This is a genomic window from Nocardia sp. NPDC003183 (assembly GCF_053590715.1).
Window position 1 is genome coordinate 405,111 of the sequence record NZ_JBSFTG010000004.1, and the last position, 18,553, is coordinate 423,663.

Consider the following 18,553-nt stretch of genomic DNA (forward strand, 5'->3'; position numbering starts at 1 on the left):
GTGTGCCGCGTGACTAGCGCGGGGCCATGCGCAGCGCGCCGTCCATGCGGATGGTCTCGCCGTTGAGGTAGTCGTGGGAGGCGATGTACTCCACCAGCTGGGCGTACTCGTCCGGACGGCCGAGACGCGACGGGAACGGGACGCCTGCTTCGAGGCCCGCGCGGTACTCGGGGGTGACGCCGGCGAGCATCGGGGTGTCGATGATGCCGGGGGCGATGGTGTTGACGCGGATGCCGAACTGGGCGAGGTCGCGCGCGGCGGGGACGGTCATGCCGTGGACGCCGCCCTTGGACGCGGAGTAGGCGATCTGACCGACCTGGCCCTCGAAGGCCGCGACCGAGGCGGTGTTGATCACCACGCCGCGCTGGCCGTACTCGTCGACCGGCTCGGTCTTGGCGATGGCGTCGGCGGCCAGGCGCATCACGTTGAACGTGCCGAGCAGGTTCACGGTGATGACCGTGCGGAACAGCTCCAGGTCGTGCGGGCCGTTCTTGGACAGGATGCGACCCGCCCAGCCGACACCGGCACAGTTCACCACGATGCGCAGCGGCGCCGGGCCCTCGGTGATCTGGGCGATCGCCGCGGCGACCTCGTCACCGCTGGTCACGTCGGCCGCGATCAAGGTGACGCCCGCGGGCACGTTGTCGCCCGCGCGCTCGATGGACGCGGGTACATCCAGCCCGAACACAGTGGCGCCCGCGTCGGCGAGGCGCTTGGCGGTGGCGGCACCGAGACCGGACGCGCCTCCCGTAACGATGGCAGCGGAACCCGAAATCTCCACGACAAATCCTCCTGTATTGAATGGCGGCTTATTGTGCCGCTTGCCAATAGTGGCACCCTAGCGTGAACCGGGTGTGGTCTGGAACACGCAGCCACAGCGCTGGGGAAATCGTCGTGAACACCGGTGTTTACCGGTGGTAGCGTGCCGTCATGAGATCGTTCGCCGGTCCGTCGGTAGCCGGACGCAGGGTCCTGATCACCGGGGCCGCTCGTGGGATCGGTGCCGCGCTCGCCCGCAGACTGGCCGCGCACGGGGCCCACGTCGCCTTGCTCGGGCTGGAGCCGGAACTGCTGGCCGAAGTCGCCGCGGAATGCGGCGACGTGCCGTGGCGGTATTGCGATGTGGCCGATCGGGGGCAGGTCGAGCGGGTGGTCGAGGTACTGGTCGCCGAACTCGGCGGCCTCGATGTGCTGGTGGCCAACGCGGGAGTCGCCAAGCAGATGGCGATGATCGGCGGGGATCCGTCGGTGCTGGAGGAAACCCTCGCGGTGAACGTGCTCGGGGTCGCCTACACGGTGTCGGCGGCGGGTGCGCATCTTTCGCATCCGGGCGGGTATGTGCTGATGATGTCGTCTATCTCCACCGCCGTGCAGTTGCCGCTGGGCGGGGCCTACAGCGCCTCGGCGGCGGCGGTTGCCTCGCTCGGCGCCACGCTGCGCGCGGAACTCCGGTCGACCGGGGCCAAGGTTGGGGTCAGCTATTTCGCCGGGATCGACACCGACATGACGGCGCGTGGATTCGGCACGGCCGCCGCGCACACCGTGCTGGGGGAGACCAGCCTCACCGGGAGCTCACCCGTCGGTCCCGCTGTCGAAGCCCTGGAACGCGCCATCGCCCGACGACGCAAGACCGTGGTCTCGCCCTGGTGGGTAGCGTTGGTCCGCCCGTTCCGGCTGCTGGCCCAACTGGTCGTGCAGCGCGTGCAGGGCGATCGCCTGGCCCGCGCCATCGACATCGCCCGCACCGAGGACGTCCCCTTCACCACCGAACAGCCGGCCCGGCCCCGCAGAATGGAACGGCAATCATGAGCGATTCGACCCTGCGGCAACAACTTCCGCGTGGACGCCACCACCTGTCGCGTGAGGAAGTGATCGCCTCTCAGCGTGAGCGCATTCTCGTCGCGATGGGGGAGGCGATGACCGTGGGCGGCTATGTCGGCACGCCGGTGGCGGCCGTGCTCAAGCGCGCCGGGGTTTCCCGGGAAACGTTCTACGAGCTGTTCCGGTCGAAGGAGGACTGCTTCAACGCGGCCTTCGACCGGGTGTCGAGCGCACTGGCCGAGAAGCTCCAGACGGTGATCGCCGACTGCGCCGACACCGACGCGCTCACCAGAATGGACCGCATCCTCACCGCCTACTTCGACCACATGATCGACGACCCGGCCTCGGCCCGGCTGTTCCTGGTGGAGGTCTACGCGGTCGGCCCGTCGGCCATCGAGGCGCGGATGGACTTGCAACATCGATTCGTCGAGGTGGTCTCCACCATGCTCGGCGCCGAATCCGAGGACCAGCGGTTCGCCTGCGCGACCCTGGCCGCCGCGATCGGCGCCATGGTCACCGGCCGGATCGCCGCCGACGACCCGGAAAGTCTGCGCGGCATCAAGGATCAGCTGATCGCATTGGCCCGCCGTTCCGGAACGCTCTACGGCAACGCGTTCGCTTAGGTTCGGTGGCGGCTGAGCCCGGAAATCACCCGGCCCGCCGGGAACGACAGCCTGCCGACCTGCTGCACCCACCGCTGCCACGCCGTGATGCTCTCGGGCAACACGATCCCGGCCTGCCCGGCGCGTGCGGTGATATCGCGCAGCGAATCGGACAGCAGCCGCCACGCCTGCGCCTCGGTCGCCGTGAGCCTGGCGTCGGCGGCATTGGCCCAGTGCTCGGTCGACGATCGCGGGCAGAGCCCTTCGACGAATTCCGTCCAGGTCGAGGTCGGCGCCGCAGTGTGCAGATGCGTGAGCAGCACCGGGCCCAACTGCGGGAACGCGACGAGGGCGCCGAGCAGGACGAGCGCGGGCAGACGAGCTTCGTCGGAGCCCTCGTCGGATCGGAGCCGTTCGATCGCGGAGAACAAGCCGTAGCTGTTGGCCAGCCGTTTGACCGAGCGCGGAGTGTTGATCAGCGGGGGACCGAGGAGCCCGAGCAACGTGATCTCGTTGTCGCCCATCGTCATCGGCGCGATGGTCTCGGTGAGCTCGAGGCGGCCGAGGTCGGGAACGGTGGTGGTGCGTCGCGGTGCGGGCAGAGATTCCTGGCGACGGGTCGGCGACGGTGGCGGGGGAGTCGTTGTCGCGGTGGACTGTTCGACCGGCACGACTGTGCTCGGCGCCTCGGCCCGGCGGCCGACGAGGGTGTTCATCATCGAGAGATAGCCGCCCGTTGCGAGCGGCGGCAAGGTGAACACCACCTGGAAGATCTTCTCCAGGTACTGCGGGGGCGTCGACGACCAGTGACCGTCATCATCGGGGTCGACGACCAAACCGTCGGATTTCGTTCCACCCATGAGCATTTCGCGGTAGTGCGTGGCGATCGAGCGCAGCATCCAGCGCGGGTCGACGGCGACGACAACGACGAACAGTTCGACCGCGAGCAGGAGGTGGATGGCCTCGAGCAGTTGCACCACCCGCTGCGGCGGACAGCGATCGAGGTCGTCGATGTAGAGGACGATGCGGTCGATCGACGGAAACTCGTCGCCTACCGAATCCCGTGCGTTCCGCGGTGATTCGGTGTCGTTCGCGAGCAACAGCCGCGACATCTTGTCGAAGTCCTCACGGATGCGCGTCATCACACCGAGGCTGCTCCGATAGCCGCCCTCGGCCGCACGGTCGGTGACCAGACCTGCCAATTGGCCTGCGGCGGTGAGGTTGTGCTTCTCGCGTCGCAAGGCATCGAGGTTGGCTCGGCTGACCGCCAGCGCGGTCGCGCGCTTACTCGCGATGCGTGCGCGTTCGACCTCGACGTTGCGCATGAGCTCCGCGACCGAGTCGGTGTAGCGCTTGCTCATGTGGTGCAACCGTTGCAGGAAGGCGATGGCGAGCACCACCGCCGCGGTGCTCGCGCCGCGGGCCAGGTCGGAGAGGAAGAACAGGCCGACGACGCCGGCGATCACCAAGATCAAGGTCAGTGCCCAGCGGACGCGGTTGCCCTTACCGCACAATGCCGCGGTCTCGCGGGCGTTCTGCCACCACTTCTCGTCGGTGGCGGCGCCGGCCCGCTGGTCGAGGGCGTCGCGCTGCTGTATCGCCCGCTCCCACAGTGCGTTCGAGAAGGCGGCACGCAACGCCAGCAGTTCCATCCGCCATCGCGGCGTGGCGGACGGCTCGGCTTCCAGCTCGGCGATCCGCTCGGACTCGGCGGCGATCCGCTCATCGATGTGATGCGCGGCGACGAGGGCGGTCTCCAGCCGCGACATCTGACGCTGCGCTGTCGCGGGATCGATGCCTTCGGTGCGAGACAACTGCCCGAACATCTCGGTGACCAGGCTCGACCACAGATCGGTCTCGGCGTAGTGCCAGGCATTGAACCGCACCTGCCGCACATGGTGACACGCCCACTGCTGCTTCATGGCGTCGCGCACCCGGTCGTGCAGGAGTCCGAGGAAATGACTCTTGCCCTCACCCCACTCACCGAAGAGGCCGACAGCCAACGGCAGGCTGGTCGAGGCGGAGGTGAGCAGCTCGGCCAGCGCTGTGGCCTCGGTGGTGCGGTCGAGTTGGTCGACGGTGGTGGTGTTGTCGGTGCGATAGGCCGGCAGGCGCGGGTGTTCGAGCTCGGCCTCGAGTCGCCGGACGGTGACGGTGCCGGTGGCGGCGTCGCCGGTGGTGAGGGTGGGTTTGCCGTCGATCAGCTGCCAGATACCCCAATTGCCCTGGGGGCGGGTCGCTGTCAGATCGACCACGAGTCGTCGATCGAAGAGTTGCAGCTGCACGACACCGCCGGCGTAGCCCGTCGCCAGCACGGGGAGACCATTGATTCTCGCCCACGATCCCCAGGTGCTCGGCCCGACCGAGGAAGCCGGGACCGCCATGTGGGAATCCGCGAACCTCGCGGGGTTCATCGGCGACGTCTCCGAGCGGGCGCCGACGGTGAAGTGGCTGATGCGGGTAATGACGGTCAAGCCGTCGTCGAAGCCGCACGCGAGCCAATAGCGAGGTTCCTCCGGCGAGCTCGAGTCGTCGGCGGGGAACCTGTCATCGAACGTGGCCAACCAGCGGGCAGGGCCCAGGTGACCGCCCTGCGAGCTCGCCGCACCCGGTTGCCGCGCGGGGTGGTTGTCGAAAAGCGAGGTGCGCTGGAGCTGGTCGTACCCGACGGACAGGTATACCTCGACCTCTCCTCGGCCGGTGCCGACCACCAGTAGCCTGCCGTCTTCGGTCTCGGCGACCCAGGCACCGCAGGTGGCAGCGCTGCCGACCTCGACCCGCCCTACCGCTTCCCATGGGCCGGGGGCGTTCGGCTGAATTCGCCAGACGATGACGACGCCGTCGTCGTCCCCGGTGGCGAGCAGATCGGTGCCCGCGTTCCACGCCCCCCACCGCACCTCGGCGAGATGACCGCGCAGCAGTCGTTCGATGTACGGCGCGGTCGGATCGTCCGCACCGGAAGGGGGCCGCTTGACCGGCACCTGACGCACCACCACCGCGCCGTTGCCGTATCCGCAGGCCAGGGTCGGTCGCCCGGCGATCGTGGTCCACGCGCCCCATCGCGCCGGTCCACCCGGTTGGTCACTGAACACCCAGAGCGGGTCGAAGAACGAATCCGCGATATCCGTGGAGGTCCGCCGTACCGACGGCGCCGCGAAGTCGCGCCACTCGGGTGCCGACCAGACGCGTACCTCGCCGTTGCCCATCCCGACCGCGAGCAACCACGCGCCGTCCACCTCGGTTTGCGTGCCCCACAGTGCCGGCCCGCTGCCGTCGGTCCGCAGGTATATCGACCGCCCGTCGGGCGCTGCCCGTGACTCGCTTCGGCTGATGGCGGTCGTGGTGGATCCGGACGACAGTCTGCCCGCCGGGATATCGGTGGCCCCGGACCGAAACCGCAAGGTCCCGTCGGCACAGCCACAAACGAGCACCTGCCGACCTTCGATCGTCGCCCACAGGCCCCATTCGGTGGGTGACGCGGCCAGGCTGTCCGGGTCGTCGCTGCCGAAGTAGGTGGCCGACGGCGTCAGCCGTAGGTGGTCGAAAGCTGTCGCCGGTTCACCGGTTGTCGCTGAGCCCGCATCGCCTGCGGCCGCTGTCATCGGATAATTCAACCGCCGAATGCCGCGGCCCCGCAACAGATTCGCGCGTATCGAGGGGGTGCACAGCAGTGGCGCGACACCGTGTCGGTGCCGCGCCGCTGCGAACCGGCGTGAACTCAGCGTGCGGTCTCGGCGAGCTCATCGCCGTGCACGGCGGGCTTCCTACGCGTGCGCCAGACGGCGACACCGAGGCCGAGCAGCGCGGGTGCGATCAGGGCGAGCACGGCCGAACCCCAACCGCCCAGCTGGGGCGCGAACGCGTCGAGCACAGTTTTGCCCGCGAAGAACAGGAACAGCAGGCCCGAGGCGATGGCGATGCCGCGCTCGGGCAGGTGCTTGCCCGCGAACTTGCCGACCAGGATGGCCAGTCCGCCCGCGGCGACCATGCCGGCGACCGAGCCGATCCAGACGGCCAGCCAGTTGTTGTTGGAGGCGAGGGCGGCGGCGGCGAACATGGTGCGGTCGCCGAGTTCGGCGAGGGTGAAGGCGGAGATGACCACCAGGAAGGCGTTGCGGGCGCTCGGCGGCTCCGGGGCCTCGTCGGAGTCGCTGTCGCTACTCAGCGCGTCGTGCAGGGTCCAGAGACCGACTACCAGCAGGGTGAGCGCGGTGATGACGGCGATCGCGTTCGCGGGCAGGGCGGTGCCGAGGAAGTGGCCGACGCCCGCGGCGATGAGGTTCACGGCGACGCTGGCGACGCTGATGCCTGCCAGCACCACCCACCAGCGGTAACGCAGCGAGAAGGTCAGCGCCATGAGTTGGGATTTGTCGCCGAGTTCGGCGAGGAAGAGCACGCCGAAGCTCAGCAGGATCGTGGCGATCATGAAGTCAGCTCCCAGGAAAATACTCCGGCCTGTGGCTGAAAGACGGGTGCGCCTTCAGCCACACCGGTCGACGGATCGGTTCGTGGCCGAAGGTCTCGCCCACCGGTGGTCACCGGTTCACGCAGCCGGACCGCGCCGAATTCGGCGGCGATCAGTATGTCGACTGGGCGATTGCGGGCTACTCCCCTTCGCTGTTCACCACTCTAGTCCGGTTGCTCCCGGTATGCCAAGTCCTGGTAATCCAAATCTCAATGGGCACAATAAGTTTGGGTGTGCGGCGGTGATAGTTCGGTTTCCCTGATTTCAGTGGCACGCAGACCCGTTGCCGAACATTCGCCCGCCCGTCGCGGGCGAAAGAGTCAGGCCGCCAGCAGCATTGCGAGCACGGCGGTATCGGGATCGCTGATCAGATCCATCCCGACCCGGCTCACCAGCGAGGTGATCGTGCCGTCGAGTTCGGCCTCGGCCCATGCCGCGCGATGCTCCAAACCGAGGTGTGGCACGCCGGGCAGCAGCACGCAGCCCGAGGCCGCGCCCGCGCATTCGGGCAGCGACGGACGGGTCTCCGACGGTGGGTGCAGCATCAGCAGCGCCGGCGGGGTGTGCGCGGCGAACCGGCCGGGTTCGATCGCTTCATCGCCGAGTACCGGCCCCTCGGCCATCACCAGGCCCACCGTGCCCGGTTCCGGGTCGTCGGGTAGCTCCTCGCGCACCCCGAACACCGTGCTGGTCACCAGCAAGCCCGGCATCGACGCCACCCGCACGGCCAGCACCAGCACCTGTGCCCATTCCTTGGTGGTATCCGGCCACCGCCCCGACACCACGAACCCGCTCAATCGTCCCCGCGCCTGAAACGGCGTGATCCCGATCGGACCCTGTGTATTCATGATGGCCTCCCGACTAACGGGGGCGACTGTGCCCGTATGACAGGAATAACCCCAAACCCGTCTGGCACACAAGTACCAGTGAGTGCCAGAACGGGCAATCCACGCAAAAGACCTCCCAGTCGATGACCGGGAGGTCTTTCGCGCAACGCCTGATTTCGCAAGAACATGGGTAACTCGTCGGGCACGCCCAGAAGCCTGGGGCACACGACCGCGAGTCCGGTCAAGAACCCGTGGAGCTACCTACGACCGGCAAAATACGCGGAGAGGCGGATCAGCCGAAGATGAGGCCCTTGCCCTGGCCGACGGCCCGGGCGAAGCGGTCCTGCACGTCGGCCCAGTTGACGACGTTCCAGAACGCGGTCACGTAATCGGCCTTGACGTTCTTGTACTGCAGGTAGAACGCGTGCTCCCACATGTCCACCTGCAGCAGCGGGATGATGCCGGTGGGCACGTTGGCCTGCTGGTCGTACAGCTGGAAGGTCAGCAGCTTCTGGCCCAGGGTGTCGTAACCCAGGACGGCCCAGCCGGAGCCCTGCAGCCCGTTGGCGGCAGCGGTGAACTGCGCGCGGAACTTGTCGAACGAACCGAACTGGTCGGCGATGGCCGCGGCCAGGTCGCCGTCCGGCTGGTCGCCGCCGTTGGGGGAGAGGTTCTTCCACCAGACGGAGTGGTTGTAGTGGCCACCGAGGTGGAAGGCCAGGTTCTTCTCCAGCAGCAGGATGGCAGCCAGGTCGCCGGACTCACGGGCTTCCTCGAGCTGCTCGAGTGCCTTGTTCGCGCCTGCGACGTAGGCGGCGTGGTGCTTGGTGTAGTGGATCTCGTTGATCTCACCGGAGATGTGAGGCTCCAGTGCGCCGAAGTCGTAATCCAGTTCCGGCAGCGTGTAGACGGCCACGATGTCCCTTTCCGTGTGTCGGGCTGTGTGCGCCCAGTTCGGACGACAACACCAACCATCATTCGTACACCCGCTCGCTGCAACCCCGCACACGCGGTTCCGCATTCCCTTGCGATCACCGAGATGGAAACTTCGCGGGCGTGGCCTGCGGTCGCGGGCCGCGAATACTACAGCGGCGGTGCGATGTCGGCTTTGGTGGTCCGGGCGTCCCCGGTGGCATGCGCGTCCCACCACCGACGACCACCCTCGATGAACTCGTTCATCGGAATCTCCAGGCCGGCGGTGTTCGTGACGACGATCTTGTCGAACCACACGCGGACGTCGAGTTCGCGCGGGTCGATGCCTTCTTCCTGGGAGAACTCGATGACGTGCGCGGCGATGCGCTGATCGAGCACCGTGTCGAAGCTGAGCAACTCGCTCCACAGCGTCCAGCCGCTGTCGTCGAGGTCGATGAACTCCCAGCCGTGCAACCCGCCGCCGCCGAAGCTCTCGATGGCCTCGTCGAGCTGGTCGAGGCTCAGGGGAAGCACACGGGCGTCGACATCGTCCCAGCGCTGGATGCGCAGGGAGGCCGCGACGCGGGTGACTCCGGTGAAGGTGAGCAGAACTTTCGTGTCGATCGGCGCGGGTCCATCCGTGGGTAGCGTCAGCACCTCCAGAGCGAGTTGCAGCCGGCCCGCCGCGGCATCCACTTCTACCCCTAGACACGTGGATTCGGACAAAGCGGTATTCAAGCCGTTGATGTCGAAACTGTCGAGTAGCCCCCTGCTCACGTTCATGCGCCCAGGCTACCGATCTGGCCGCCCAGATCCCAGGATTTAAGATTTTCTCTAGTGTTCTCGTTTTTATGGAACCGAATCGGTCCCGCTTGCGTCCAAGTAGATGTCGGGACAGAACACACTCCACGAATCCCGACGTCAGCGGCGAACGACCGCTCCGGGATGACATGGAGGGGAGTCCCGGATCGGTCGTTCCCGGCTGGTTCCACCCGGCTGTCGGCGTTGTCGGCAGCCGGTTCCCGTTGGCCGTGTGCTGACCGGTAGCTGAGGCCCGCGCAGCACCTCGTCGTCGCACAGGCTCGCCCGGCAACGCGCGCGGCATGGCAGGATCGAGGCGTGACGAGCTCCGATGTCCCCACCGTGCCGGTGGGTGCGGTACCCGCCGCGTTCGACGACGCGGACCCCGCGCCGGGTGCGCAGCTGCTCGACGTGCGCGAACCCGACGAATGGAACCTCGGGCACGCGCCGGGCGCGATCCACATCCCGATGGTCGACGTGCCCGCCCGCCTCGACGAGCTCGATATCGACGCCGAGCTCTACGTCGTGTGCCGGCAGGGCGGCCGGTCCATCGAGGTCGTCCGGTATCTCGCCCACATCGGGTACGAAGCGGTCAACGTCGCGGGGGGCATGGTGGCCTGGCAGCAGACCGGCCGCCCGGTGGTCGCCGACGGCGACCACGAAGCCAAGATCTACTAGTCCGGAAGCGGGGTGCGCGGGTGAGTTCGGTGGTGCAACCATGTGCACGCTGTGGTGCGCGGTGGGCCGTGCAGGGCGCGCCGATGCACTGGTGCCCGCGCTGCCGAGGAGTACTGCTCTCGCCCGGCAAGGTCGACGCGCCCGCCACCCAGCGCAACTACCGCTGGGTCGCGCGCCGACCCGACCACCGCACCCGTAAGGCGGGCGCCACCACCACCGCCCCGCTCGGGCCGACTCCGCGCTACGCCCAGACCCCGCGCTGGGGGCTGCTCGACCCGCCGCCGTCCGCGACCCCCACGCCCGAACGTCCGCTGCGCGGCATCGCGGCCCACCGCGACCGGCTGCTGCTCGGCACCACGATCGTCTTCCTGCTCGCCGGGCTGGCCGAGTACGGCCGCTACCTGATCCTGTTGCAGAACCGCGCCCGGCTCATCCCCGGCTGGCTGCTGTCGATCTCCGACGCGACGGTGCTGGTGTTCGGCGTCATCGCGCCGATCTACGCGCTGGTGACCGCGGTGGCGCTGGTCGCTTGGCTGATCGAGGCGCGCACGATCGTGTTCACCGCCTACGGCAAGCGCGACCCACGCAAGCGCTGGTCGCTGATCGCGGGATGCCTTGTGCCGGGCGTCAATCTGATCTGGCCGGGCGTGTTCCTCACCGAACTCCTCGGTGCCGACCCCGATCCGCGTTCGTGGCGGGCCGTGCGGATCTGGTGGGCCGCTTGGGTGTTCAGCGGGCTGCTGTTGATCGCGGCGACGCTGTGGCGCGATGCGTCGACCCTGCAGGCCGAGGCCGACGGGGTCTCGTTCACCGGTTTCACCAACCTGTGTGCTGCCGGGTTCGCGATGCTCACGCTGTGGATGGTGCGCACGCTGGAAGGTCGCGACCTGCGCGGCGACATCAGGTCCGCGCATCGCTGGGTGATGGCGGCCGACCCCGCGCAGGTCGTCATCGCGCCCGTCGAGCCGGGCGCTGTCGCGGCGCGCGACGACGCCGGGCACGATGAGGCCGAACGCGCGGATGTTGTCCGGGCAGGCGAGAATACGCAGGAGGAGGTCGTGGCCAAGTGAGCCAGAACAATCGCCCACCCTTCGTGGTGGCGCATCGTGGCGCGTCGGCGGCACGACCCGAGCACACTCTCGCCGCGTACGAGCTAGCCCTGCAGGAGGGGGCCGACGGTGTGGAATGCGACGTCCGGCTCACCCGCGACGGCCACCTGGTCTGCGTGCACGACCGCACCGTCGACCGCACCGCCGACGCCACCGGCCTGGTCAGCGAACTGACGCTGGACGAGCTGCGCGACATGAACTTCGGCACCGACGACGCGCCGCAGGGTGTGCTCGCGCTCAGCGATCTGATCGGACTCGTCCTCGACTGGCGTACCCGCCCGACGAAACTGTTCATCGAGACCAAACACCCGGTGCGCTACGGCGCCCTGGTGGAGAACAAGGTGCTCGCCGAACTGCAGCGCTTCGGCATCGCCACCCCCGCCTCGGCCGATCATTCCCGCGCGGTGGTGATGTCGTTCGCGGCGACCGCGGTCTGGCGGATCCGCCGCGCCGCCCCGCTGCTGCCGACGGTGCTGCTCGGCGAATCGTCGCGGTTTCTCGGCGGCGGCGCGGCCACCACGGTCGGCGCTACCGCGGTGGGGCCGTCGGTGAAAACGCTGCGTGAGCATCCCGAACTCGTCGACAAGGCCGCCGCGGCGGGGCGGGCCACCTACTGCTGGACCGTCGACGATCCCGAGGACGTGACGTTGTGCGCCGACCTGGGCGTCAGCTGGGTCGCGACCAATCACCCCGGTCGTACCAAGGCGCTACTCGCCGGAGTCTGATCGGACGCGCCCTGGGCAGGGGGCGCGGTAAGCGAACTTGCCGCCCGGCCATAAACTCCACGCGTGGGTAAAAGCAAGCGGAACAGTCCGAAGCCCGACAGTAATCGGGCTCAGCGTCTCGCGCAGCGGCGTGCGGCGCAGGAGCAGGCATCCGCGGCCGTGACACGGCCGTTCGAGGGTCTTGCCGCCGAATGTGATCTGGTGGCGCTGCGGGAGTTCGTGCCGTCGGCGACCGCGACCTTGAAGCTCGCGCCGGGAGTGGCCGCGCAGCGTGAGGTCACCCTGGCGACGGTGCTGCCCGGCGCGGTGGCCGCGCTCGTGCGGGCAGGCGACGAGCCGGTCGGCTTCGTCGGCACGCAGATGCAGTTCCGTGGCGAGGACCCGTCGGCCGACATCGCGGCGGCGATCCTGTGGACCCAGTCGGCCGAGCCCGGTGAGTCGCTGAACTCCGCCGAGGCTGCCGACGGTGGTCCGCGCCTGGCCGATGTCATCGATCCCGGCGCCGATCTCGAGCTCACCGTGCACCAGGACTTCGACTGGTGGGTGCCCGAGGGCGTCACCCCGGATCCGCAGGTGGCGGCGACGATCGAGCAGGCCAAGCAGGCCATCATGCCGTCGGCGCGGCTGGATCTCGGCCCGGATTCCGTCGGCGCGGCCTGGTGGGTCGACGCGGGCGAGAAGGCGCATGTGCGCTGGGTGCGTCCCGAAGACGAGGACGCGCTGATGCTGGCGCTGGCTCGCGTGCACGCCACCGGTGGTCTGCACCTGGGTGAGGGTTCGCGTTTCGCCGGTTCGTTCCGCACACACGGTCTGCTGGTGCCGGTGTTCGATCTCGATCCCGAGCGGCACCCGGCCGAATGGGAGGCCCCGGCACGTGAATTCGGTGCTCGCCTGGCCGAGGCGCTGGCCTCCGACGCGCCGATGACCAGCGAAGAGCGTCGTTCGCGCGATGGTTTGCGGTCGCGTCAGGTCACGCTGCGCTGAACTTAATGAAACATGCCTCTTTCACAGATTTGGTCGGCTAGGTTCACGACTGAACCGGACAATCGGTGACAAGGAAAGTAAGAGGCATCGTGGAATTTCTCGGATCTATCGCCGGTCTCGCCCAGATCTTGATCGGCACCGTGCTGGCCAACACCGGCTCGGGCGGCTCCGGCTCCGGCTGGTAAAGCGCTCGCGAAGGATTCGGCTCGCTGCCCGCGAGCCGAATCCTTGTCGCGTTCGAGCTAGACGCTGCCGCCGGCCACCGACGGTGCGCCGGACGCGTCCTTCGGGGTGCTCAGCTCACGCCACATGAACGCCTCCAGATCGAACAGGTTCGACCCGGCGCGATCGGCGATATTGAGCAGCGTGGTCATGTGCGCCACTTCCTCGACCTGTTCCTTCAGGAACCACTGCATGAACTGCTCGCCGAGGTAATCGCCCTCTTCACGGGCGGTGCTCGCCAGCTGCACGATCTGGTCGGTGACCGTCTTCTCCTGGGCCAGCGCCAGTTCGATCGGCTCACGCGCGGACTCGAACTTCGACTTCGCCGCGTCGATGCCCGAGATCTCCACGGCGATGTCGCGGTCGACGAAATACTGCACGATCATCATCGCGTGATTGCGTTCTTCCACCGACTGTGCGTAGAAACGCTTCGCCAGCTGCGGGAGGTCGTTGTTGTCGAACCACACCGCGATCGCGATGTACTGGTGCTCGGCATTGAACTCATGCCGGATCTGGTCTTGGAGCAGAGTGTGGAACTTGCTTCGCGGGGTTTCCGGATGAATCGACATGGCGGCAACATTAATGCTGGTCATAGGGGGTTGTCATCCAAGTGCAGCCTTATTGAGGACAGTATTCCCTAACCAAGTATTTCCTAATAAGCGCCGATGTGCAGCCATTCCTGGGCTGCGCACGGCCGGCGCGCAGGCGCGGCTATGCCTTACTCGCGCCTGCCATTCGGGGCGCCGTGGTGTCGACGCGCACCGCGCCGCGCAGTTCACGGCGAATGAATTCCTCGACGTCGAACAGGTTGTCCTGCCGGTCGAGCACAGTGAGCAGCGTGGTCATTCCGGCGACATCGTCGACTTGCTCCCCCAGGAACCACTGCATGAATTGTTCGCCGAGGAAATCATTGGTGTCACGCGCGGCCGCTGTGAGCGCGCTGATCTGCGCGGTGGTGACCCGTTCACGGTCGAGCAGAAAGGCGATCGCGGCGCGCGGGGAATCGAATTCCGACCGCACTTCGCCGAGCCCGCCGATGCTGATCGGCACGTCGCGGTCGAGGAGGTACTGCACCATGCGCATCGCGTGCCCGTGGTTGGCCGTCGAACGCGCGTAGGTTTGCCCGGCCAGCTCGGGTAAATCCTGCGCGTCGAAATAGACGGCGGCGGCCAGATACTGATGAGCCGCGGTCAGACCGGCACTGACCTGGTCGCGCAGGAGTTCGGTGAACGACAGGTACTCGGGCATACCTCGACGTTACCGCGTCAGCAGCTCCTCCGGAATCTGCTGATCGGTGGCGAGCGCCTCGAAGAACCCGGAGGCCTTCGACTTGTCCCAGAGCAACACGTTGCCCACGTCGGTGTCGTCGAATCCGCCGATCGGGACGCTGGTGGTGACGGTGTCGCCGCGCATCGCCCAGCCCAGTGCCGCCAGGTTCCAGATGTGGTCCCCGTCGTCGACCTTGAGCGACCCCGCGACCCCGGTTGCCATGGGCCACAAGGCGAACGGATTGGCGAGGGTGCCCATGCCCGTTGCCTTCTTCAACAGCGCCGCCATGAACATCCGCTGGCGGTTCATCCGGTCGACATCGGCGGTCGGGGTCGCGCGGGTGCGCACGAATCCGAGGGCCTGCGGGCCGGACAGTTTCTGACAACCCGCGGCCAGGTCGAGCCCGGCCAGCGGGTCGACGATCGGCTCGTCCAGGCACATCTCGATCCCGCCGATCGCGTCGACCACGCTCGCGAAACCACCGAAACCGATCTGCGCGTAGTGGTCGATGCGCACTCCCGTGGCTTCCTCCACCGTCTGGACCAGCAGCGGAGCGCCGCCGAGCGCGAATGACGCGTTCAGCTTGTCCTTGCCGTGGCCGGGGATGTTCACGTAGGAGTCGCGCGGGAGGCTCACCATCGTGGTCGCGCCGGAGGACGGGATGTGCACCATCATGATCGTGTCGGTGCGTTCGGGTCCGGTGTCGCCGCCGGTCGCGAGTTCCTGTTCCTGCTCGGTCGAGAGGTCACCGCGGCCGTCGGAGCCGACGAGCAGCCAGTTGGTGCCCGGGGTATTGCTCACGCGGTCGCTGTAGGAGGGCAGCGCGGTGATGCGGGTCAGCGAGTTGTCCAGGTGTACGACCGCGGCGATGAGGCCGGCGATCAGCAACACGACAATCAGTGTGAACCACCGGAACGGATGCCGTTTGCGCCTGCGCCGCGGGGGCTGCGGCTGCCTGCCCCCGACGACCGGCGGTGGGTTGCGGCGGGGCGGCAGCGCGTCGTGATGGGGGACCGGCCGCTGGGTCGGCGCGTGTCTGACCTGCTCACGACGCGGCGGTGGTGGTGGTTGACGCGGCTTCTCGCGCTCGTACGGCATCTGCGAGTAGGCCAGCGGCTGGTCGCCGGAGTTGCCGCGGTGCAGCACCTGGGTGGGTTCCACGTGCGAGGCGCCGCGCCTGGGGGCCGGGTTGTAGCGCACCGTCGGCCCGTCCTCGGGATTCGGGCGGCGATCGTTGCCGGGCGGACGGCCGTAGCGCGGATCCGGCGGCATCGCACGGCCGGGTGGCGGCACAGGACGACCTGGTGGGGGCACCGCGGGGCGGCCGGACGCCGGCGGCACCCGGCGTCTACGGGGGTCCTCGCGGGGATCGTCGCCGTTCATCACCGTCAAACTCTACTGATCGTGGAGAGCGCGAGTCGGTTCTGCGCGCTCGGTTACTACTGGGATACCCCGTCGGCGGGCCACTGTTAGCGCGAAACGCGGTGATGTGGTGAAACTCGCCGCGACACGCCGACCGCATCAGTGCACCGGCACGTGGCGGGTGCGTCTCACGGCAGCCAGCCGACCCGTCCGCGCAGCACGTTGTAGCCGAGATAGGCGACAGCGTCGATCGTCGCGTGGGCCAGGATCAGCGGCCACAGGCGGTTGGTGCGCTGCCAGTAGCGGCCGAAGATCAGGCCCATCACGATATTGCCGAGGCCGCCGCCGATCCCCTGGTACAGGTGATAGCTGCCGCGCAGCAGCGCCGAGGCGGCCAGCGACGAGTTCTCCGACCAGCCGAGTCTGCGCAGCCGGGTGATCAGATAACCCACTACCAGTACTTCCTCGGCCACGGAATTCGCACAGGCCGACAGGACCAGCACCGGCAGCCGCCACCAGTGCTCCGACAGCGAACTCGGCACGATGGTGACGCTCATCCCCATCGCGTGCGCGATCAGATACAGCGCGAGTCCCGGCACCCCGATCACCGCGGCCAGCGCCAGACCCGCCACGACATCGCCGCGCCGGATCCGCGCCAGCCCGATCAATTTCGGCCCGATCCCGCTGCGCCACAACAGATACAGTCCCAGCGCGGCCCACGCCAACAGCCGGGTCACCCCGACGAGCTGGAACAGCAGATCGAGGAACGAGTTGTTCGACCGCGACGCGTTCAATGCCACCGTGCGCCCGCCGACCCCGCCCGGCGACAACGCCGAATCGAGCAGGGACAGACCGGCACTGATCCCACTCAACCCGAAGGTCACGAGCAGAACGATCGCGATCTCGACTCGCAGCCCGAACCTGTCCCGCTCGCTCAGCGGGGCCTGGGGAGGATCGACACGCATGCGCGCAGTGTAAGCAGCGAACGCGCCGCATCAGGTTCCCGCCGAGCCCGGCAACCCGAAGTGAGACGCACCCCCCCACCGAGAGCCCAACGCAGAACCCCCAGACAGCCTGCGCCGGGTGATCCTGATGGTCTCTACCAAAGCAGAGCCCCCAGACAGCCTGGGCGGGTGATCCTGATGGTCTCTACCAAAGCAGAACCCTCAGACAGCCTGGGCCGGGTGATCCTGATGTGTCTCTACCCAAAGGGGCCCGCCCCGATCTGGACTGACCGGAGGGTGCGACGAAGGAGTACCCGGAGGGAGGGAAGATCGGGGCCTCCAGGGCCCCGCTCGAGCGCGCCAGCGCTCCAAAATCACAGCTCAGATGCGGCGCAGACCGTTCAGAAACGGGCAGCCGGCCAGCACCCGCACCGCGCGGCTCAGCGATTCGATGTCGTCGGCCGGGGTGGGGAAGGGCAGCCGGACATCGTGGTCGCCGTCGTTGCTCTCGACCCGGAGGGTGAGCCCGTAGCGGTCGATGGCCAGCGGATGCACCAGCCCGCCCCGCAGCCGAGTCGGCAGGTGGCGGGCCAGCTGGGCGACCACGTCGGCGTGATCCTCGGACATGTGTTGCAGCCAGGCGCTTTCCAGCTCGCAGAACGGGTCGGCCGTGGCGGCGCGCAGGTCGGCGTGGTCGACGGATTCGGCGCCTGCGGTGTCGGCCAGTACCGCCGAGTTCACCACGATCCGCAGCAGCGTGACGCCGTGCCCGACATCGAGCAGACCCGGATGCGGGTACTCCTTGGCGATTTCGACGGCGAGCGCGCGCTGCGCCTGCTCCGGTACCTGGCGCACCCAACCGCGCAACCACACCAGCGCCCGCACCGGCTCGCGCAGCGGCAGCGGCGCGTGATCGGTGAGTTCGAGGACCGCCGAGGTCTCGTTGGCCGTGGCGGCCAGCGCGGCCGCGAGTGAGGACCCGGGCACCGCGATCACCGCGTCGCCGCAACGGCGCAGGTGATGCAGCGTGGTGGGGACCGGGTCGATACCGGGGAGCGCGAGCACCGCAGTCTCGGCATGAGCGCACGCACTTCGCACCCGCTCGGCGGTGGTCGGCGCGAGGATCGTGGTGGGGCTCGACATGACAACCTCCGCGAACGTTTGATTAGGTAAACCTAAGCTAAGTTACAAACGTCCGACGCGCAAGAGGACACCCCGATGAATCGAGCCGATACGGTGGACGGATGACGCACGACGACCACGGCGACGACCATTCCGCCCCCGCCGAACCCGTCCTGCTGAACCTGTCGGCCCCCGCCCGCCGCAGCCTCGTGGCCGACCTGGTCCGCCCCGACGGCAGTTCCCCCGCCCCCGTGGACGTCGACATCCCCGACCCCGACCTCACCGCCTTCCTGGCCGGCATCGCCCACGCCGACCACGGCTTCGTCGCCCGCACCACCAGCGGCCCCCGCGCCCTGGCCGTCGTCGCGGGCACCGTGGCCGCCCTCTGCGGCGAAGACATCCCCACCGCCCTCACCACCCCCGACCTCCCCTTTCTCAAGTCACTGAAACCCGCCGCCATCGAGGCAACCCGCACCGTCCTCCTGTCCATCGAAACCCCCAACGAACAGGCCATCACCGAGGCCTTGCGCGTCCTGAACTGACCCACCCCACACAGGGCACCCCGATGCGACTGGCCCTGCCCGCGACCGCCCGGGTCGGGTAGCCCGTTGCGGCTGGCCCTGCCCGCGACCGCCCGGGTCGGGTAGCCCGTTGCGGCTGGCCCTGCCCGCGACCGCCCGGGTCGGGTAGCCCGTTGCGGCTGGCCCTGC

At 68.2% G+C, this 18,553-nt stretch carries 18 protein-coding genes; 7 read left to right on the top strand and 11 right to left on the bottom strand.

Annotation, left to right across the window (positions count from 1 at the left end; translation table 11 throughout):
- Nucleotides 1-13: 13 nt before the first annotated feature.
- Nucleotides 14-781, bottom strand: a complete 768-nt coding sequence (locus tag ACWDXS_RS17780; RefSeq protein WP_379222154.1) for an SDR family NAD(P)-dependent oxidoreductase — start codon at nucleotides 779-781, stop codon at nucleotides 14-16.
- A 149-nt stretch (nucleotides 782-930) separates the two neighbouring features.
- Between ACWDXS_RS17780 and ACWDXS_RS17785 the strand changes: the two genes are divergently transcribed.
- Both ACWDXS_RS17785 and ACWDXS_RS17790 read left to right on the top strand, forming a co-directional pair.
- Complete coding sequence (locus tag ACWDXS_RS17785; protein ID WP_449966825.1) at nucleotides 931-1,809, top strand: SDR family NAD(P)-dependent oxidoreductase; 879 nt, start codon at nucleotides 931-933, stop codon at nucleotides 1,807-1,809.
- Nucleotides 1,806-2,444 carry a TetR/AcrR family transcriptional regulator gene (locus ACWDXS_RS17790; RefSeq protein ID WP_379311971.1) on the top strand — a complete coding sequence of 213 codons (639 nt, stop codon included), beginning with the start codon at nucleotides 1,806-1,808 and terminating at the stop codon, nucleotides 2,442-2,444. The genes ACWDXS_RS17785 and ACWDXS_RS17790 overlap by 4 nt, the downstream gene beginning before the upstream one ends.
- Here the strand turns inward: ACWDXS_RS17790 and ACWDXS_RS17795 are convergent.
- The 5 genes from ACWDXS_RS17795 to ACWDXS_RS17815 all read right to left on the bottom strand — a co-directional run bounded on the left by ACWDXS_RS17795 (nucleotide 2,441) and on the right by ACWDXS_RS17815 (nucleotide 9,410).
- Entirely contained in the window at nucleotides 2,441-6,025 is a 3,585-nt protein-coding gene (locus ACWDXS_RS17795) for a P-loop NTPase fold protein (RefSeq protein WP_449966829.1), read from the bottom strand. The two genes, ACWDXS_RS17790 and ACWDXS_RS17795, sit on opposite strands and share 4 nt — an antisense overlap.
- Before the next feature lie 116 nt (nucleotides 6,026-6,141).
- The gene (locus ACWDXS_RS17800) at nucleotides 6,142-6,849 is read right to left on the bottom strand and encodes a TMEM165/GDT1 family protein (RefSeq protein WP_449966832.1); all 708 of its coding nucleotides are present in this window, start codon (nucleotides 6,847-6,849) and stop codon (nucleotides 6,142-6,144) included.
- A 359-nt stretch (nucleotides 6,850-7,208) separates the two neighbouring features.
- Nucleotides 7,209-7,736: a peptidase gene (locus ACWDXS_RS17805; protein WP_378989431.1), complete on the bottom strand. Its 528-nt coding sequence runs from the start codon at nucleotides 7,734-7,736 to the stop codon at nucleotides 7,209-7,211.
- Nucleotides 7,737-8,007: 271 nt separating this feature from the next.
- A complete protein-coding gene (locus ACWDXS_RS17810) occupies nucleotides 8,008-8,631 on the bottom strand; it encodes a superoxide dismutase (RefSeq protein WP_194825332.1) in 624 nt (207 codons plus the stop codon).
- 167 nt (nucleotides 8,632-8,798) lie between these two features.
- Nucleotides 8,799-9,410, bottom strand: a complete 612-nt coding sequence (locus ACWDXS_RS17815; protein ID WP_378989432.1) for a hypothetical protein — start codon at nucleotides 9,408-9,410, stop codon at nucleotides 8,799-8,801.
- 336 nt (nucleotides 9,411-9,746) lie between these two features.
- Between ACWDXS_RS17815 and ACWDXS_RS17820 the strand changes: the two genes are divergently transcribed.
- From ACWDXS_RS17820 to ACWDXS_RS17835, 4 genes are all read left to right on the top strand, one after another.
- Nucleotides 9,747-10,106, top strand: coding sequence for a rhodanese-like domain-containing protein (locus tag ACWDXS_RS17820; protein WP_378989433.1), 360 nt, complete (start codon nucleotides 9,747-9,749; stop codon nucleotides 10,104-10,106).
- A gap of 20 nt (nucleotides 10,107-10,126) precedes the next feature.
- Entirely contained in the window at nucleotides 10,127-11,176 is a 1,050-nt protein-coding gene (locus tag ACWDXS_RS17825; protein WP_449966837.1) for a DUF4328 domain-containing protein, read from the top strand.
- Complete coding sequence (locus ACWDXS_RS17830) at nucleotides 11,173-11,940, top strand: glycerophosphodiester phosphodiesterase (protein WP_378989435.1); 768 nt, start codon at nucleotides 11,173-11,175, stop codon at nucleotides 11,938-11,940. The genes ACWDXS_RS17825 and ACWDXS_RS17830 overlap by 4 nt, the downstream gene beginning before the upstream one ends.
- A gap of 63 nt (nucleotides 11,941-12,003) precedes the next feature.
- Nucleotides 12,004-12,924, top strand: coding sequence for a DUF5926 family protein (locus ACWDXS_RS17835; protein WP_378637844.1), 921 nt, complete (start codon nucleotides 12,004-12,006; stop codon nucleotides 12,922-12,924).
- A gap of 242 nt (nucleotides 12,925-13,166) precedes the next feature.
- On the opposite strand, the gene ACWDXS_RS17840 is transcribed toward ACWDXS_RS17835, so the two are convergent.
- The 5 genes from ACWDXS_RS17840 to ACWDXS_RS17860 form a co-directional block, all read right to left on the bottom strand.
- Nucleotides 13,167-13,715, bottom strand: a complete 549-nt coding sequence (locus ACWDXS_RS17840; protein ID WP_378989436.1) for a ferritin — start codon at nucleotides 13,713-13,715, stop codon at nucleotides 13,167-13,169.
- A 142-nt stretch (nucleotides 13,716-13,857) separates the two neighbouring features.
- Entirely contained in the window at nucleotides 13,858-14,394 is a 537-nt protein-coding gene (locus ACWDXS_RS17845) for a ferritin (protein WP_378989437.1), read from the bottom strand.
- Between the two features lie 9 nt (nucleotides 14,395-14,403).
- On the bottom strand, nucleotides 14,404-15,798 hold the full coding sequence (locus tag ACWDXS_RS17850; RefSeq protein WP_378989551.1) for an LCP family protein: 1,395 nt from the start codon (nucleotides 15,796-15,798) through the stop codon (nucleotides 14,404-14,406).
- Between the two features lie 167 nt (nucleotides 15,799-15,965).
- Entirely contained in the window at nucleotides 15,966-16,742 is a 777-nt protein-coding gene (locus ACWDXS_RS17855) for a CPBP family intramembrane glutamic endopeptidase (protein WP_378989438.1), read from the bottom strand.
- Between the two features lie 360 nt (nucleotides 16,743-17,102).
- The gene (locus tag ACWDXS_RS17860) at nucleotides 17,103-17,864 is read right to left on the bottom strand and encodes a DUF2470 domain-containing protein (protein WP_266294944.1); all 762 of its coding nucleotides are present in this window, start codon (nucleotides 17,862-17,864) and stop codon (nucleotides 17,103-17,105) included.
- A 101-nt stretch (nucleotides 17,865-17,965) separates the two neighbouring features.
- On the opposite strand from ACWDXS_RS17860, the gene ACWDXS_RS17865 reads away from it, so the two are divergent.
- A complete protein-coding gene (locus ACWDXS_RS17865; RefSeq protein ID WP_449966845.1) occupies nucleotides 17,966-18,385 on the top strand; it encodes a hypothetical protein in 420 nt (139 codons plus the stop codon).
- Nucleotides 18,386-18,553: the final 168 nt, after the last annotated feature.

What these genes read in the sequence shown, in the direction of transcription:
- ACWDXS_RS17785 (WP_449966825.1), top strand. Translation starts at nt 931, where the DNA reads ATGAGATCGTTCGCCGGTCCGTCGGTAGCCGGACGCAGGGTCCTGATC.
- ACWDXS_RS17790 (WP_379311971.1), top strand. Translation starts at nt 1,806, where the DNA reads ATGAGCGATTCGACCCTGCGGCAACAACTTCCGCGTGGACGCCACCAC.
- ACWDXS_RS17795 (WP_449966829.1), bottom strand. Translation starts at nt 6,025, where the DNA reads ATGACAGCGGCCGCAGGCGATGCGGGCTCAGCGACAACCGGTGAACCG.
- ACWDXS_RS17800 (WP_449966832.1), bottom strand. Translation starts at nt 6,849, where the DNA reads ATGATCGCCACGATCCTGCTGAGCTTCGGCGTGCTCTTCCTCGCCGAA.
- ACWDXS_RS17805 (WP_378989431.1), bottom strand. Translation starts at nt 7,736, where the DNA reads ATGAATACACAGGGTCCGATCGGGATCACGCCGTTTCAGGCGCGGGGA.
- ACWDXS_RS17815 (WP_378989432.1), bottom strand. Translation starts at nt 9,410, where the DNA reads ATGAACGTGAGCAGGGGGCTACTCGACAGTTTCGACATCAACGGCTTG.
- ACWDXS_RS17840 (WP_378989436.1), bottom strand. Translation starts at nt 13,715, where the DNA reads ATGTCGATTCATCCGGAAACCCCGCGAAGCAAGTTCCACACTCTGCTC.
- ACWDXS_RS17845 (WP_378989437.1), bottom strand. Translation starts at nt 14,394, where the DNA reads ATGCCCGAGTACCTGTCGTTCACCGAACTCCTGCGCGACCAGGTCAGT.
- ACWDXS_RS17850 (WP_378989551.1), bottom strand. Translation starts at nt 15,798, where the DNA reads ATGAACGGCGACGATCCCCGCGAGGACCCCCGTAGACGCCGGGTGCCG.
- ACWDXS_RS17855 (WP_378989438.1), bottom strand. Translation starts at nt 16,742, where the DNA reads ATGCGTGTCGATCCTCCCCAGGCCCCGCTGAGCGAGCGGGACAGGTTC.
- ACWDXS_RS17860 (WP_266294944.1), bottom strand. Translation starts at nt 17,864, where the DNA reads ATGTCGAGCCCCACCACGATCCTCGCGCCGACCACCGCCGAGCGGGTG.
- ACWDXS_RS17865 (WP_449966845.1), top strand. Translation starts at nt 17,966, where the DNA reads ATGACGCACGACGACCACGGCGACGACCATTCCGCCCCCGCCGAACCC.